This window comes from Streptomyces sp. NPDC017202, from assembly GCF_044331705.1.
Lineage (GTDB): Bacteria > Actinomycetota > Actinomycetes > Streptomycetales > Streptomycetaceae > Streptomyces.
The window spans coordinates 68,473-83,765 of the sequence record NZ_JBIRNP010000019.1; the positions used below are offsets into that span (position 1 = coordinate 68,473).

General features: G+C 71.3%; 13 protein-coding genes and 1 other RNA gene. 6 read left to right on the plus strand and 8 right to left on the minus strand.

Annotation, left to right across the window (positions count from 1 at the left end):
* Nucleotides 1-576 precede the first annotated feature (576 nt).
* Nucleotides 577-1,506 (minus strand): translation initiation factor IF-2, encoded by a 930-nt coding sequence (locus ACH4N1_RS27960; RefSeq protein ID WP_398101226.1) that lies wholly within the window; start codon nucleotides 1,504-1,506, stop codon nucleotides 577-579.
* Nucleotides 1,507-1,983: 477 nt separating this feature from the next.
* Nucleotides 1,984-2,997: a LysR family transcriptional regulator gene (locus ACH4N1_RS27965; RefSeq protein WP_398101227.1), complete on the minus strand. Its 1,014-nt coding sequence runs from the start codon at nucleotides 2,995-2,997 to the stop codon at nucleotides 1,984-1,986.
* Nucleotides 2,998-3,080: 83 nt separating this feature from the next.
* On the opposite strand from ACH4N1_RS27965, the gene ACH4N1_RS27970 reads away from it, so the two are divergent.
* The 5 genes from ACH4N1_RS27970 (at nucleotide 3,081) to yicI (ending at nucleotide 9,776) form a co-directional block, all read left to right on the plus strand.
* On the plus strand, nucleotides 3,081-4,307 hold the full coding sequence (locus ACH4N1_RS27970) for an MFS transporter (RefSeq protein ID WP_398101228.1): 1,227 nt from the start codon (nucleotides 3,081-3,083) through the stop codon (nucleotides 4,305-4,307).
* 119 nt (nucleotides 4,308-4,426) lie between these two features.
* On the plus strand, nucleotides 4,427-5,719 hold the full coding sequence (locus tag ACH4N1_RS27975; protein ID WP_398101230.1) for an ABC transporter substrate-binding protein: 1,293 nt from the start codon (nucleotides 4,427-4,429) through the stop codon (nucleotides 5,717-5,719).
* Nucleotides 5,716-6,684 (plus strand): carbohydrate ABC transporter permease, encoded by a 969-nt coding sequence (locus ACH4N1_RS27980; RefSeq protein ID WP_398101231.1) that lies wholly within the window; start codon nucleotides 5,716-5,718, stop codon nucleotides 6,682-6,684. The genes ACH4N1_RS27975 and ACH4N1_RS27980 overlap by 4 nt, the downstream gene beginning before the upstream one ends.
* Nucleotides 6,681-7,505 carry a carbohydrate ABC transporter permease gene (locus ACH4N1_RS27985; RefSeq protein ID WP_398101233.1) on the plus strand — a complete coding sequence of 275 codons (825 nt, stop codon included), beginning with the start codon at nucleotides 6,681-6,683 and terminating at the stop codon, nucleotides 7,503-7,505. The genes ACH4N1_RS27980 and ACH4N1_RS27985 overlap by 4 nt, the downstream gene beginning before the upstream one ends.
* 12 nt (nucleotides 7,506-7,517) lie before the next feature.
* Nucleotides 7,518-9,776 carry an alpha-xylosidase gene (gene yicI / locus ACH4N1_RS27990; protein WP_398101235.1) on the plus strand — a complete coding sequence of 753 codons (2,259 nt, stop codon included), beginning with the start codon at nucleotides 7,518-7,520 and terminating at the stop codon, nucleotides 9,774-9,776.
* A gap of 70 nt (nucleotides 9,777-9,846) precedes the next feature.
* On the opposite strand, the gene ssrA is transcribed toward yicI, so the two are convergent.
* The 5 genes from ssrA to ftsE form a co-directional block, all read right to left on the minus strand.
* Nucleotides 9,847-10,235, minus strand: a transfer-messenger RNA (tmRNA) gene (ssrA, locus tag ACH4N1_RS27995).
* Nucleotides 10,236-10,390: 155 nt separating this feature from the next.
* Entirely contained in the window at nucleotides 10,391-10,924 is a 534-nt protein-coding gene (smpB, locus tag ACH4N1_RS28000) for an SsrA-binding protein SmpB (RefSeq protein WP_366062301.1), read from the minus strand.
* Between the two features lie 80 nt (nucleotides 10,925-11,004).
* A complete protein-coding gene (locus ACH4N1_RS28005; protein ID WP_398101237.1) occupies nucleotides 11,005-12,183 on the minus strand; it encodes a S41 family peptidase in 1,179 nt (392 codons plus the stop codon).
* Nucleotides 12,184-12,251: 68 nt separating this feature from the next.
* A complete protein-coding gene (ftsX, locus tag ACH4N1_RS28010) occupies nucleotides 12,252-13,169 on the minus strand; it encodes a permease-like cell division protein FtsX (protein ID WP_398101239.1) in 918 nt (305 codons plus the stop codon).
* Between the two features lie 36 nt (nucleotides 13,170-13,205).
* Nucleotides 13,206-13,895, minus strand: coding sequence for a cell division ATP-binding protein FtsE (gene ftsE, locus ACH4N1_RS28015; RefSeq protein ID WP_067235911.1), 690 nt, complete (start codon nucleotides 13,893-13,895; stop codon nucleotides 13,206-13,208).
* 237 nt (nucleotides 13,896-14,132) lie between these two features.
* Between ftsE and ACH4N1_RS28020 the strand changes: the two genes are divergently transcribed.
* A complete protein-coding gene (locus ACH4N1_RS28020) occupies nucleotides 14,133-14,324 on the plus strand; it encodes a hypothetical protein (RefSeq protein ID WP_363088575.1) in 192 nt (63 codons plus the stop codon).
* Nucleotides 14,325-14,406: 82 nt separating this feature from the next.
* Here the strand turns inward: ACH4N1_RS28020 and ACH4N1_RS28025 are convergent, their stop codons facing one another.
* Nucleotides 14,407-15,273: a hypothetical protein gene (locus ACH4N1_RS28025; protein WP_398101242.1), complete on the minus strand. Its 867-nt coding sequence runs from the start codon at nucleotides 15,271-15,273 to the stop codon at nucleotides 14,407-14,409.
* Nucleotides 15,274-15,293 lie beyond the last annotated feature (20 nt).

Genomic DNA, 15,293 nt, shown 5'->3' on the forward strand with positions numbered 1-15,293 from the left:
GAGGCGGGTGGGGTCGGGTCGTGCGCGGGGTGGGCGGGGTGTCCGGCGGACCTTCGGGTCGTGGGCCGGCTGCTGCGTGGAGCCATGAGGGACGTTCTTTCGGGGACGAGGACGGGCCGGCCGGATGCCGGAAAGGGACGGGGACGAGGACGGAGGCGGCGGTGCCGGGTGTGACGGCGGTGCCGGGCACGGCGGTGCCGATGGGCCGGCGGATCGGTGGACCGGCGGATCGGTGGACCGGCGGATCGGTGGACCGGCGGGTCGGCGGGCCGGTGGGCCGGGAGGCTCTGCCGGGTCCGCGGAAGCCGGACCGTGGTTCCGGACCCGACGGCCGCACGGGTGGGCCGGCGCCGAAGGCACGTCGGTGCCGGGCGACGGCGGCCTTGCGGGGTGGGGCCGCGGGCCGGCGGATCCGGCGCGGCCGGACCGGACGGACCGGACGGACCGGACGGACCGGACGGACCGGATGAACCGGACGGACCGGACGGCGTGCCGGATCCGCCGGCCGCTGCACGGATGGGATGCGCGGTGACGACCGGCGGGTTCGGACGACGTCGGATGAGGCAGGACGGAGGATCAGGAGAGGGTGAGGGACACCGTGACCTGGTCGGAGGTGCCGTCGGGCCCGGAGGACGACGACGGGGACGGATCCGGCTCGGGTGAGGAGCCGGTTCCCGGATCGGCACCCGAGGCCGCGGCCGTACCGGCCCCCTCACCGGACCCGGACCCGGACCCCAATGCGGAGCCGGAGCCGGACCCCGAACCCGATCCGGAGCCGGACCCGGAACCCGATCCGGAGCCGGACCCCGAACCCGATCCGGAGCCGGACCCCGAACCCGATCCGGAACCGCCCCCGGGTTCCGACCCGGCGACCACCGGATCCGCCGCACCCCCGGCCACCGTGGTCCCCGCGCCTCCCGCCGGGGAGGGCGAGGGCGGCGGGGTGGGTTCCGCGGTGGCGGACGGGGACGGCTCGGGCGGCGGCGGGGGCGCGGCCGGGCTGCTGGGCGCCGGGGCCGGGGCCGGGGGCTCGCTGGTGAGGGCCGGGCTGGGCCGGCCGGAACCGCTGGGCAGGGGCCGCGGCGCGGCGGCGGACCTGCTCGGCAGCACGACGGCGCTGCCCGAGGCGCTGGGTGCCGCGACCGTACCCGTCGGAAGTACGGCGGGTCCGGAGGCGGTGTAGCCGGGGCGGCCGGGCGCGGCGAAGCCGGGCGGCGTCGGGGCGAGCGAGGAGCTGGGCTCGTCGGAGGTCTCGACCCGGGCGGCCGGCTCGTCGTCGTTCCGGTCCGGCACCGGCAGCCAGGGCGCGCCGGCGTTCCCGGACAGGAGCGTGGCGACGATGACGACGGCGTAGGTGGCGCAGCCGAGTCCGACGGCGATGCCGATCCGGCGGAAGGTACGGCTGCGGCGGCCCGACTCGTCGACGAACACGGGTGCGTCGGAGGCGTCCGGGCCGCCGCCGCGCGGGCCCGCCCCCCGGTGCGGGGAGTCGAGCTGGACGGTCACCTCGTGGGGGTCGTGGTCCTCCGCGTCCGCGCCGGGCAGGGGGACGGACAGGTCCGCGGTCTCCTGCCAGGGGTCCCGGAGCCCGCCGCTCGACCGTTCGTTTTCGGAAAGCCCGTTCGAGGTCGACGACTTGCCGGTATGTGCCGATTCATCCCGGTATCCGGCCGCTGCCCGGTCGCCCACCCCGAGGCCGGCACCCGGGAGGACCCCCCGGTCGCCGTGCCCTGTTCCCTCCCTCACGGGCTGTCGCGCATCACCCGGAAACTCCGGGGCGTCTCCCTTCACGGCCGGTACGCCTCCGGTCGGCGATGCCGTTCCCGGCCAGTCCGGTTGGGCATCTTCCCGCCAATTCTTCACGTGCGCGTTTCCCCCCACGGGACACCACGGGTCACTTGCTGGACGCGTCCGAGACGACGAGCACATGCCGACGGAACCGGGCCCCCACCCGGTCAGCGCGCTCCTGTGACCCCCGCGTGCTCAGGGCGACGAATCTAGCGCAGCAGCGGGGTCGATGTGTGCGATGTCTCTTTTATGGGTACACGCCATGTCCATGTCCATGGCTGGAATCCATCCATCAGCGGGACACTCCAACCACCCCTCCACGAACCCGAGTTCGACCGCCGCCCGGCGCAGTGTTCCGAGCGCCGGATGGACCAGCCCCTTTCGCCACACCAGCGACACGGGGGACAGCGGGACCGGGTCGACGAGCGGCCGCAGCACCGCTCCAGGCATGGCCGGAAAACCCACTACCGCGAGGATCGGCGACGGCTCCTTGGCCATGATCCGGCGGAACTCCTCCTCCCCCACGGCGAGCGGGACGGGCGGCGCGATCTCGATGCCGCGCCCCTCGAACAGGATTCGGGCGAGGTCGGTCCACTCCGGGGTCCGCGGGTTGCCCGCGCCCGCGTACACCCGCTCCCCCGCCAGCGCGGACAGCGGCACCCGGGCCGCCGACGCCAGCGGGTGCCCCTCGGGCAGCAGGACCGCCATCGGCTCGTAGCGCACGAGCTGGTGGTCCAACTGGGCCCGCAGCACCGGGCTCAGGCCCGCGTACCGGCCGAACGACACGTCCAGCCGGCCCGCGGCGATCTCCACGGCCGCACCGGTCAGACCGCTCTCGAAGCGGGCCATCAGCTCGTGTTCGGGGGCCAGTTCACGGGCCCGGTGCAGTACCCGGCGGCCGGTGGCCAGCCCCGGGGAGTTCAGGTCGACCAGCAGCGGCCGGGCCGGGCCGAACGCGGCGCGCAGGTCGTCCAGCGCGCGCAGGACCGCGCGCGCGTGGGGCACCAGCCGCTCGCCCTCGGCGGTGAGCGTCACCTGCCGGGTGGTCCGCAGGAGGAGTTCGGCGCCCAGTTCGCGCTCCAGCCGCCGCACGTCCCGGCTGAGGGCCTGCTGGGCGACGTGGAGACGGGCCGCGGCGCGCGTGAAGTGGAGTTCCTCGGCGACGGCCAGGAAGCCGCGCAGCAGGCGGGGATCGACGTGGGCGGGCATCCGGCGAATTTACAACGGGGGTGCGTGAATCGGCTCCGAACAGGTGTTGGACCCCGCGACCGGCCGCGGGCGACGGTGGGCGCATGCCGCAGCCCACCCCCTACCGCCGTCTCTTCGCCGTCCCCGGCGCCCGCGCCTTCACCGCCGGGAACCTCATGGCCCGCCTGCCCATGGGCATGTTCGGCGTGAGCGCGGTCGTGATGATCGCCGGCACCCGCGGCTCGTACGCCCTCGCCGGTGCCGTCACCGCGACCGGACTGGCCGCGACCGCGCTGGTCGCGCCCTGGACGGCGCGGCTCGTCGACCGGCACGGGCAGGCCCGGATCGCCGTGCCGGCCACGCTGTTCGCGGCGCTCGGCAGTCTCGCGCTGGTGCTGTGCGTGCGCGGGGGCGCCCCCGACTGGACGCTGTTCGCCGCGTACGCCGCCACCGCGACCACGCCCAACACCGGCGGCATGTCCCGCGCCCGCTGGAGCCATCTGCTCCGGGGCGACCCGGCCGGCCTGCACACGGCGAACTCCTTCGAACAGGCCGCCGACGAGCTGTGCTTCATGCTGGGCCCGGTGCTCGCGGCCTTCCTGTGCGGCACGTTCTTCCCGGAGGCGGGCACGCTGGCCGGCGTGGCACTGCTGGTGACCGGGGTGCTGCTGTTCACCGCCCAGCGGGCGACCGAGCCGCCGCCCGTCGCCCGCACGACCTCCGCGTCACCGCTGCGCACCCCCGGTGTACCGCCGCTGCTCGCCTGCTTCGTCGCCACCGGCGCGGTGTTCGGCTCGATGGAGGTCGTCACGATCGCCTACGCGGACGCGGAGGGCCACCGCTCGGCGGCCGGGGTGGTGCTGGCGCTCCAGGCGGCGGGGTCGTGCGCGGCGGGCCTGGTGTACGGGGCGCGCGGACCGAGCGGCCCGGTGGACCGCCGGCTGGCGTGGTGCCTGCTGGCGATGGCGGTGCTGATGTCCCTGCCGCTGCTCGCCGCCCGTACCGCCGGAAAGCTTCCCGTGCTGGCGGCGGCCCTGCTGGTGGCGGGCACGGCGACCGCGCCGACGATGGTGACCGCGATGGCCCTGGTCCAGGACCGCACCCCGCGCGACCGCCTCAACGAGGGCATGAGCCTGGTCGTCACCGCCCTGCTCGCCGGCCTGGCCTGCGGATCGGCGTCCGGGGGCTGGGCGGTGGAGCACGGCTCGGCCGCAGTCGCCTTCGCGGTGCCGGTCGCGGCCGCCGGCACCGCGCTGCTGATCCACACCCTGACCCACGGTGTCGGCTCGCGTCGTCGAAACGCTTGCACCAACTCCGACCGCACCCATTGACGCTCCGGCGGCCCCCGCATACCTTCCACGTCGAAGCGCTTCGACACCACGCGTCGCATCGATCGCACGCGCGCCGCGTGGCATCACCCAGAACCATCCGAGTCCCCTGGAGGCACTCGATGTTGACGACACGAAGGCGTGTGGCGGCCGCGGCGGTGATCCTTTCCGGATCGCTTCTCCTGACCTCCTGCGGCGACTCGGACAGCGGCGCGTCCGACGGCAAGACGCTCCGGCTCTGGCACTACGAGGGACCCGACAGCGCGATGGGCCAGGCCTGGAAGGAGGCCGTCAAGGAGTTCGAGGCCACGCATCCGGGCGTGACGGTGAAGGTCGAGGAGAAGGGCTTCGAACAGATCCAGAAGACGGCGTCCATGGTCCTCAACTCCTCGGACGCGCCGGACCTCATGGAGTACAACAAGGGCAACGCGACCGCGGGCCTGCTGTCGAAGCAGGGCCTGCTGACCGATCTGACGGCCGAGACGACGAAGCGCGGCTGGGACAAGAAGCTCAGCGCCGGCGTGAGCACGACCAGCAGGTACGACACCGACGGCGTCATGGGCTCCGGCAAGTGGTACGGCGTGCCGAACTACGCCGAGTACACGATGGTCTACTACAACAAGGACCTCTTCGCGAAGTACAAGATCGCCGAGCCGAAGACGTTCGACCAGCTCACGGCGGCCATGGACGCCTTCGCCGGGAAGGGCGTCACCCCGCTCGCCAACGGCGGCGCCGAGTACGTCGCCCAGCAGTACCTCTACCAGCTCGCCCTCTCCCGGGCCGACCGCTCCTGGGTCGACACGTACGAGCTGTACAAGGGGAAGACCGACTTCCACGACGCGGCCTGGACGTACGCGGCGAACACCTTCGCGGACTGGGTGGAGAAGGGCTACATCAGCGAGAAGTCGACCAGCGCCAAGGCCGAGGACGCGGGCGTCTCCTTCATCCAGGGCAAGGCGCCGATCCTGTTCTCCGGCAGCTGGTGGTACGGCCGCTTCCAGGCGGAGGCGAAGTTCGCCTGGGACACCACCCTGTGGCCCGGCTCCGACCTGACCCTCGGCTCCGGCGGCAACCTCTGGGTGGTCCCGAAGAACGCCGCGAACAAGGACCTCGCCTACGACTTCATCGACATCACCCTGTCGAAGAAGATCCAGAACCTGCTCGGCAACAAGGGCGGCGTCCCGGTCGCGGCCGACGCGAGCGCCGTCACGGACCCGAAGTCCAAGAAGCTCATCTCCGACTTCAACACGCTGAGCGGGCGGGACGGCCTGGCCTTCTACCCGGACTGGCCGGTGAACGGCTTCTACGACGTCCTGGTCTCCGAGACGCAGAAGCTGATGACGGGCGCGGAGAAACCGGACGACTATCTCAGCGCCCTGCAGCAGGCCTACGACAAGGGCGCGCCGAAGCGATGACGGTCACCGTCGAACGGGGCGCGCGGGCCGTCGGCAAGCGCCCCGGCGCCGGCCCGCGCCGCCCCCGTACCCGCGAGTCCTACGCGCTCTTCCTGCTCCCCGGGACCCTGGCCTTCCTGGCGGTCGTCGGCGTGCCGTTCCTGATGAACACGGGCGTCAGCTTCACCGACTGGCAGGGGGTCGGCAGCCCCTCGTGGTCGGGACTCGCCAACTACCGTGCACTGATGGACGACTCGGAGTTCTGGGCGTCCTTCCGGCACAGCCTGTTCATGGTCCTCGCCATGGCGGCCGTACCGACCGTGATCGGTCTCGTGCTGGCCGCCGCCCTGTTCGACTTCGTCGGCAAGCACTTCGGGCCGAGATGGGCCGCGGTGCTGCGGGCCTGCTTCTACCTCCCGCAGGTGCTGCCGATCGCGGTGGCCGGCATCGTCTGGAGCTGGATCCTCGCCCCCGAGAACGGCTCCCTCAACGCACTGCTGAGGGCGGTCGGGCTGGGCTCCTGGCAGCAGGACTGGCTCGGCGACCCGGACATCGCGCTGTACAGCGTGATGGGCGTGATGGTGTGGGTGCAGATCGGTTTCCCGCTGGTCGTCTTCATGGCGGGCCTGCAGCGCGTCGACCCGCAGCTGTACGAGGCGGCCGAGCTGGACGGCGCCGGCTGGTGGCGGCGCTTCTGGCACGTCACGCTGCCGCAGATCCGCCCGGAGACCTACGTCGTGCTGACCTGGTGCACGATCGCCGCGCTCAAGGTGTTCGGCGCGGTGTACGTGCTGACCAAGGGCGGGCCGGGCGGCGCGACGAACGTGCCGTCGTACTTCTCCTTCGCCACCTTCTTCGAGAAGACGCAGGTCGGCTACGGCGCCGCGATCTCCACCGTCCTGACGGTGATCATCCTGGCGGTCTCCCTGATCGGCCTGAAACTCCAGACCCGTGCCGAGGACGCCGAGGAGGGGATCCGCGCGTGACCGCCGCCCTACGCCGCTACCCGGTACTGGTAGCCCTGTGCCTGGCCGCCCTGTTCATGGTGGTGCCGTTCGCGATCGTGGCCGTGAACGCGGTCAAGTCACCGGCCGAGTACTCCGCGCACGGCCCGCTCAGCCTGCCCGACGGCCTCTACCTGGACGGCCTGAAGGACTTCTGGCAGCGGGTCGACTACGGACAGAAGCTGTTCAACTCGGTGCTGATCAGCGGCTCGGTGGCGGTGCTCGCCGCGGCCCTGTCGGTGCTCAACGCGTACGCGATCGGCATCGGCCGGATCAGGGGCCGCACCTGGGTGCTCGCCTTCTTCGTGCTGGCCAACATGCTGCCGCAGGAGGCGCTGGTCTACCCGGTCTACTACCTGAGCAAGCAGGTGGGCCTCTACGACACCCGGCTGAGCGTGATCATCGTGTTCACGGTCGTCCAGGCGGCCTTCGGCACCTATCTCCTGTCCTCGGTGCTCGGGCATTTCCCCCGCGAGATCATCGAGGCCGCGCGCATCGACGGCGCGAACAAGTGGCAGGTGCTGTGGCGGATCGTGGTCCCGGTCAGCCGCCCCACCCTCGGGGTCCTCCTGGTGTTCTTCTTCATCTGGACCTGGAACGAGTTCCTGCTCCCGCTGGTCATGCTGATCTCCAACGACAACCAGACCGTGTCGGTGGCGCTCGGCGTCCTCCAGGGCCAGCGCCTCATGGACGCCACGATGACCAACGCGGCCGCCCTGCTGGGCGTGCTGCCCGCGATCGTCTTCTTCCTCGTCTTCCAGCGGACGCTGACCCGCGGCATCGCCGTGGGCGCGGTCAAGTAAAGGGGTGCGCGCGTGAAGTTCACCGACGGCTACTGGCTGCTGCGCGAGGGCGTCACCTCGGCGCACCCGGTGGAGGTCCTCGACGTCGACGCGCCCGGGGAAGGCACGCTGGAGATCCACGCGCCGACCCGGCCCGTCCGCCACCGCGGCGACCTGCTGAAGGGACCGGTCGTGACGATCACCGCGCACGCCCCGGCCCCGGACGTCATCGGGGTGACCCTCACCCACTTCGAGGGCGGGCAGCCGCTCGGGCCGGAGTTCGAGCTCACCGGGCAGGAGACCGCCGCCCGCACCGAGTACGACGACGAGCACGCCACCCTCACCTCCGGCGCGCTGTCGGTCAGGGTGGCCCGGACCGGGCCGTGGCGCGTCGACTTCCTGGCCGACGGCCGGGTCCTGACCTCCAGCGGCCCCAAGGGCATGGGCATCATGCGGGACGGGACCGGCGCCCACTACCTGCGTGAGCAACTGGGCCTCGGCGTGGGCACCAGCGTGTACGGGCTCGGCGAGCGGTTCGGGCCGCTGGTGAAGAACGGGCAGGTCGTCGACATCTGGAACGCCGACGGCGGCACGGCGACCGAGCAGGCCTACAAGAACGTGCCCTTCTACCTCACCGACGCCGGCTACGGCGTCTTCGTCGACCATCCGGGCAAGGTGTCCTTCGAGGTCGGCTCGGAGACGGTGTCCAGGGTCCAGTTCAGCGTCGAGTCGCAGCGGTTGACGTACTACGTCGTCCACGGGCCGACCCCGAAGGAGATCCTGCGCAAGTACACCGCCCTCACCGGGCGGCCGGCCCTCCCGCCCGCCTGGTCCTTCGGGCTGTGGCTGTCGACGTCGTTCACCACCTCCTACGACGAGGAGACGGTGACCTCGTTCATCGACGGCATGCGGGAGCGCGAACTCCCGCTCTCCGTCTTCCACTTCGACTGCTTCTGGATGCGCGAGTTCCAGTGGTGCGACTTCCGGTGGGACCCCCGGGTGTTCCCCGACCCGGAGGGGATGCTGGCGCGGCTGAAGGAGAAGGGGCTGCACATCTGTGTGTGGATCAACCCCTACATCGCCCAGCGCTCCCCGCTGTTCGCCGAGGGCAAGGCGCTCGGGCACCTGCTCAGGCGCCCCGACGGCAGCGTGTGGCAGTGGGACCTGTGGCAGCCGGGCATGGCCCTGGTCGACTTCACCAGCCCGGCCGCCCGCGACTGGTACGCGGCGAAGCTGGAAGCCCTCCTCGCGCAGGGCGTCGACTGCTTCAAGACCGACTTCGGCGAGCGCGTCCCGGTCGACGTGGCCTGGGCGGACGGCTCCGATCCGGAACGGATGCACAACTACTACACCCACCTCTACAACCGCACCGTCTTCGAGGTGCTCCGCAAGCACCGGGGCGAGGGCGAGGCGGTGCTCTTCGCCCGCTCGGCGACGGCCGGCGGCCAGCAGTTCCCCGTGCACTGGGGCGGTGACTGCGAGGCGACGTACGAGTCGATGGCCGAGTCGCTGCGCGGCGGACTGTCGCTCGGCCTGTCCGGGTTCGGGTACTGGAGCCACGACATCGGCGGCTTCGAGGGCACGCCGACGCCCGCGCTGTTCAAGCGGTGGCTGGCCTTCGGGCTGCTGTCCTCGCACAGCCGGCTGCACGGGTCCTCGACGTACCGCGTGCCGTGGCTGTTCGACGAGGAGTCGGTCGACGTGCTGCGGCTGTTCACCCGGCTGAAGCTGACCCTGATGCCCTACCTGTACGAGGCGGCCCGCACCGCGCACGCCGAGGGCCTGCCGGTGATGCGGGCGATGGTGCTGGAGTTCCCGGACGACCCCGGGTGCGCGCACCTGGAGCGGCAGTACATGCTCGGTCCGGACCTGCTGGTGGCGCCGGTGTTCGACGACGAGGGGGACGTGACGTACTACGTGCCGGAGGGCACCTGGACGCAGTACCTGAGCGGCCGGACGGTCACCGGGCCGCGCTGGGTGCGCGAACGCCACGGGTTCTCGAGCGTGCCGCTGCTGGTCAGGCCGGGGGCGGTGATCCCGGTGGGGGCGGTGGACGACCGGCCGGACTACGCCCACGCGGACGGGGTGACCCTGCGGGCGTACGGCCTCGAGCGGGGCGCGCAGGTCACCGTACGGGCCGGTGACGTGACCTTCACCGTCGTACGGGAGGGCGACACTCTGCGGGCCTCGTCCAGTGATCCCTCGAAGCCGTGGGCGCTGGCGGCCGGGGAGCGGGTGGTGCGGGCGGCGGCCGGAATCGCGGTCCTCACGCTGGAGCCGGCGGCCGGGTGACGGGAAGGAGAGGACGGACAGCAGAAAACCCCGCTCCCCTGAGGGGGCGGGGTTCTCCGTTCACATGGGGTGGTGGAGATGGCGGGAATCGAACCCGCGTCCAACGGTGCTAAATCAGGGCTTCTCCGTGTGCAGTTCGCTGCGATTTTCTCGGCCCCGGCGATCACGCGAACAAGTCGCCGACCGGCCCAGTCACTGTTTGGTTTCCCATCGAACCCCGTGACCGGGCTCGATGGTTTAGTCCCCTAGATTATGCCAGGATCCGGGCCGGGAACACTCCCGGGCTGACACCCATTAAGGGTCCTTCACTCACTGCTTATCAGGCAGCGAGGGCGAAGGACTGGGAATCGCGCTTAGAATTGGCGATTATTTTTTGCGACATATGGTTAACGAGATCATTGCCGCTTCCTCGACACGCTTCCCCTGCTTCAACAGCCGCTGTCGAAACCGATCATCCCCATGTTGATTTTTCAATGCCCCCGAGGGGGCGGCTCGTCCCGCTGTGAGGGACTGTCGCCATCGTACGTGACCAACGCACCGCGATGCCAGCCCATTCCCGCCGGCCGGCCGGTCACCGGGTCCGCCACCGGCCGCCACCGGTCTCAGCGGGACCGCTACTGGGCTGCCCGCTGCTTCCGCTTGGCCGCCGCGATCGCGCGGTCCGACTCCCGGCGGTCCTGCTTCTCGCGCAGGGTCTGCCGCTTGTCGTACTCCTTCTTGCCCCGCGCCAGCGCGATCTCGGCCTTAGCGCGGCCGTCCTTGAAGTACAGGACGAGCGGCACGATCGTGTGCCCCGTGTCCTCCGACTTCGACGCCAGCTTGTCGATCTCCTCGCGGTGCAGCAGCAGCTTGCGCTTGCGGCGCGCGGAGTGGTTGGTCCAGCTGCCCTGGCTGTACTCCGGGATGTGCGCGTTGTGCAGCCACGCCTCGTTGCCGTCGATCTGCACGAAGCCGTCGGTCAGCGAGGCGCGGCCCTGGCGCAGCGACTTCACCTCGGTGCCGGTGAGCACCAGGCCGGCCTCGTAGACGTCGATGATCGCGTAGTCGTGCCGGGCCTTCTTGTTCTGCGCGACGATCTTGCGCTGGCCCTTGGTCTTGTCCTCGGCCGGCTTGCGCTGCTTCGGCTGGGACTCCTTGGGTACGTACATTGCCTTGTTCATAGTGCGGCCATTTTCGCACCTGAGGGGGCCGTGGGGGAAAGCCGATTACCGGGAGCGCGGACGGACGCTCACGGAGCGTCCCCCAGCCCGCTCAGCACGGTCTGCGCCCGCTCCAGCGCGCCGTCGTCGGCGTCCAGGTCCGGGGTGACGCCGGTGCCGTCGACGGTCCGGCCGGACGGGGTGCGGTAGTGGCCGACGGTCAGTTCGGCGACCGAGCCGTCGGGCAGCCGGCTCGGCATCTGGACCGAGCCCTTGCCGAAGGTGCGCGAGCCGACGACGACCGCCCGGCCGCGGTCCCGCAGGGCGCCGGTGAGCAGCTCGGCCGCGCTCATGGTGCCGCCGTCGACGAGCGCCACCAGGGGGCGCGTGGTGTCGCCGCCGGAGTCGGCGTGCAGGGCGCGCTGCTCGCCGTCGACGTCGTAGGTGGCGACGAGGCCGCCGTCGAGGAAGGCCGAGGCGGTGGAGACGGCCTCGGTGACCAGCCCGCCGGAGTTGCCGCGCAGGTCCAGGACGATGCCGGTGCCGGCCGGGGCCGTGTCGACGGCGGTGCGGACGGCGTCGCCGGACCCCTTGGTGAACGCGGTGATCCTGATGACGGTGACGCCCCCGGCGAGGGTGCGCACGGTGACCGAGTCGGTGGACAGGCGGGCCCGGCGCAGCGTCTGGGTCCACGCGCGCGTGCCGCGTTCCACTCCGAGACGGACGGTGGTGCCGGCGGGCGCGTCCGTCGCGTCACCGCGCAGCAGGGAGACGACCTCGGTGACCGGACGTCCGTCGACGGCCCGGCCGTCGACGGCCCGCAGCCGGTCGCCCGCCCGGATCCCGGCGGCGGCCGCCGGCGATCCGGCCTGCACCTTCGTGACCTCGATCCGGCCGTCCCGCTCGCGCCGCGCCTCCAGGCCGACACCGGTGTACTGGCCGTCGAGGGACTCCGCGAACTCCTCGTACTCGCGCTCGGAGTACACCGCCGCCCAGCGGTCCCCGCTGCGGCTGACGGCGCGCTCGGCGGCCTCCAGGGGCGATTTCCCGTCGGCCATCGCCTCCTCGGCGGCCCTGGTCACGGCCTCGGGAGGGCTGACGGGACGGGTGGGTCCGGCGGAGCGGGCCGCGTCGGCGGCGGCCCGGCCGCCGTCCCCGGGCAGCGAGCCGGTCGCCGCGCCCGCCACCAGCACGCCGGCGAACACGAAGGTCAGGGCGGCCCCGCGGCCGAAGCGGCGGGGCGAACAGAGCGGGTCGCGGCCTGACATGGCGGTGAGTCTAGGGGAACGCGAAGGGGCCGCACGGTCCCTTGACCGTACGACCCCCTTGGCATGCGTCACACCTTCAGGTACTTGCGCAGCGCGAAGAACGCCGCCAACGCGGGCATCAGCAGGCTGGTGGCGAGGATCAGCGGAAGCTTCGTCAGCACGGCGTCCCAGCCGATGAAGTTGATCAGGTTCAGCTTCTCGGACAGGGCCAGGCCGTTGTCGATGATGAAGTACCGGGCGAGCACGAGGAATCCGCACGCGACGCCGCCGCCGATGAGCCCGGCGACCGCGGCCTCCGCGATGAACGGCGCCTGGATGTAGAAGCCGGAGGCGCCGACCAGGCGCATGATCCCGGTCTCCCGCCGTCGGCTGAACGCCGAGACGCGCACGGTGTTGACGATCAGCATCAGCGCGACGACGAGCATCAGCGCCATCACCGCCCGCGCCGCCCAGTTCATGCCGTTGAGCAGTCCGAAGAGGTTGTCGAGGATGCCCTTCTGGTCCTGCACCGACTGCACGCCGTCCCGCCCGTCGAAGGCGGTCGCGATGACCGCGTACTTCTGCGGGTCCTTCAGCTTGATCCGGTACGACTCCTGCATCTGGTCCGGCGTGAGGGAGCTGGCCAGCGGGGAGTCCCCGAACTGCTCCTTGTAGTGCTTGTAGGCGTCGTCCTGCGACTCGTAGGTCACCGAGTCGACGACCGCCATCTTGCCGAGGTCGGACTTGATCTGCTTCTTCTGGTCGTCGGTCACCGCGCCCTTGGCGCAGTTGGGGTCCGACTCGGCGTCGCTCTTGTTGCAGAGGAAGACCGAGACGTTGACCTTGTCGTACCAGTAGCCCTTCATCGTGTTGACCTGGTCGCTCATCAGGAGCGACCCGCCGAACAGGGCGAGCGACAGGGCGACGGAGACGACGACGGCGAAGGTCATCGTCAGGTTGCGGCGGAGACCGACACCGATCTCGGACAGTACGAACTGGGCGCGCATGGCGGGTTGTTCAAGCCTTTCCGTGGACGGTCGCGGTCAGTGCTGGTAGCCGTAGACGCCGCGGGCCTGGTCGCGCACGAGGCGGCCCTTCTCCAGCTCGATGACGCGCTTGCGCATCTGGTCCACGATGTTCTGGTCGTGCGTCGCCATCACCACGGTCGTGCCCGTCCGGTTGATCCGGTCGAGCAGCTTCATGATGCCGACGGAGGTCTGCGGGTCGAGGTTGCCGGTGGGCTCGTCGGCGATCAGCAGCTTGGGGCGGTTCACGAAGGCCCGGGCGATGGCCACGCGCTGCTGCTCACCGCCGGACAGCTCACCGGGCATCCGGTCCTCCTTGCCGCCGAGCCCGACGAGGTCGAGCACCTGCGGCACGGACTTGCGGATCTCGCCGCGGGACTTGCCGATCACCTCCTGCGCGAAGGCGACGTTCTCGGCGACCGTCTTGTTGGGGAGCAGCCGGAAGTCCTGGAAGACGGTGCCCAGCTGGCGGCGCATCTGCGGCACCTTCCAGTTGGACAGGCGTGCGAGGTCCTTGCCCAGGACGTGCACCTGACCGTGGCTGCACCGCTCCTCGCGGAGGACCAGCCGCAGGAAGGTGGACTTTCCGGAGCCGGAGGACCCCACGAGGAACACGAACTCGCCCTTCTCCACTTCCAGGGACACATCCCTGAGTGCGGGGCGGGTCTGCTTGGGGTAGACCTTGGAGACATTGTCGAATCGGATCACGGATGCACCACGGGTCGCCGGGGGTAGATGAGCGTGACCATACGCGAACCGGGGACGCGCGCGCAGGCAGCGGTCACGGTTGGGTGCGGCTTGTGCGTTTTTGTACGTCCGCCGTGCTGTGAGGCAGCTCCCGCCGGGACCCCGCGCTGAATTCCTCGGAACCTGGCAGAGTGGAGGGGAACGTTCGCGTCACGGCGGGCGTTGTCCACGTGGAACCGGTGCAAGGAGGGCGAGCGCATGACGTACGACCGGCTGGTGTGCGCCAACTGCGCCGCGCCCGTGAGCGAGGGCCGGTGCTCGGTGTGCCGCGCGAACCGCGAGCGGCTGCAGCAGGAGAACTTCTTCGCGGGACTGAACCCGATGGCGTTGATCGCGCTGCTGGCCGTACTGGTGGCCGCGCTCGCGCTGCTCGCCCACCAGACCGCTTAGCCCGTACGACGCCGAAGGGCCCGGAGCCGACAGGCTCCGGGCCCTTCGCGCGTACGTCACGTGCCGGTGCGGCTACCCACCGTCAGGCAGCGGCTCCGCCGCGGCCCTCCACGAGGCGCGGAAGCACGCGGAAGCCGACGCCGCCGACGATCATCGTGGCGGCACCGATGATCAGGAAGGTGGTCTGCCCGGCGCCGGTCTCGGCCAGCTCCTTGCCGCCGCCCTGGGCGACGTTGTCGGAGGTGGCGTCCGAGGTGTCGGTCAGCGCGGAGCTGCCGACCTCCTGAGCGGCGGTGCCGTCGGGCGTGGTGCCGGTACCGCCGGTGGTGGAACCGCCGGTCGCCGAGCCGCCCGAGGTGGAGCCGCCGGTGCTGCCGGAGCCACCGGTGCTGCTCGAACCGCCGTTGCCGCCGGAGTTGCCGTTCGAGCCGCCGTTACCGCCGGAGTTGCCGTTGGAGCCGCCGTTGCCGGAGGTCCCGTTGCTGGAGTTGCCGCCGGAGTTCGAGGTCTCGCCGGTGGTGGACGTCTCACCCGTGGTCGAGGTCTCGCCCGTCGTGGACGTCTCGCCCGTGGTCGAGGTCTCACCGGTCGTGGAGGTCTCACCGGTCGTCGAGGTCTCGCCCGTGGTGGAGGTCTCACCGGTCGTGGAGGTCTCGCCCGTGGTGGAGGTCTCACCGGTCGTCGAGGTCTCGCCCGTGGTCTCGCCCGTCGTGGTGGTCTCACCGGTGGTGGTGGTCTCACCCGTCGTACCGGGGCAGATCCCGATCGGGCAGGGCTCTTCGCCGTCCTGCGTGGAGACTTCGGTGTTGTCGTCCGTCGAGACCAGGCCGCTGAGGCCACCCTCGTCGCCGGCGGCCGAAGCCGCACCCGCCACCGTCAGCGAGGCGCCCGCGGCGATCACTGCGCCCGCGGCGATGCGCGCGATGCGGACGCGCGTCTTCTTGGTCATAAGGTTGCTACCCCCAGTAG

What these genes read in the sequence shown, in the direction of transcription:
- ftsX (WP_398101239.1), bottom strand. Translation starts at nt 13,169, where the DNA reads ATGCGCGCCCAGTTCGTACTGTCCGAGATCGGTGTCGGTCTCCGCCGC.
- ACH4N1_RS27965 (WP_398101227.1), bottom strand. Translation starts at nt 2,997, where the DNA reads ATGCCCGCCCACGTCGATCCCCGCCTGCTGCGCGGCTTCCTGGCCGTC.
- ACH4N1_RS28005 (WP_398101237.1), bottom strand. Translation starts at nt 12,183, where the DNA reads ATGTCAGGCCGCGACCCGCTCTGTTCGCCCCGCCGCTTCGGCCGCGGG.
- ACH4N1_RS28025 (WP_398101242.1), bottom strand. Translation starts at nt 15,273, where the DNA reads ATGACCAAGAAGACGCGCGTCCGCATCGCGCGCATCGCCGCGGGCGCA.
- ACH4N1_RS27975 (WP_398101230.1), top strand. Translation starts at nt 4,427, where the DNA reads ATGTTGACGACACGAAGGCGTGTGGCGGCCGCGGCGGTGATCCTTTCC.
- smpB (WP_366062301.1), bottom strand. Translation starts at nt 10,924, where the DNA reads ATGTACGTACCCAAGGAGTCCCAGCCGAAGCAGCGCAAGCCGGCCGAG.
- ACH4N1_RS27970 (WP_398101228.1), top strand. Translation starts at nt 3,081, where the DNA reads ATGCCGCAGCCCACCCCCTACCGCCGTCTCTTCGCCGTCCCCGGCGCC.
- ACH4N1_RS28020 (WP_363088575.1), top strand. Translation starts at nt 14,133, where the DNA reads ATGACGTACGACCGGCTGGTGTGCGCCAACTGCGCCGCGCCCGTGAGC.
- ACH4N1_RS27980 (WP_398101231.1), top strand. Translation starts at nt 5,716, where the DNA reads ATGACGGTCACCGTCGAACGGGGCGCGCGGGCCGTCGGCAAGCGCCCC.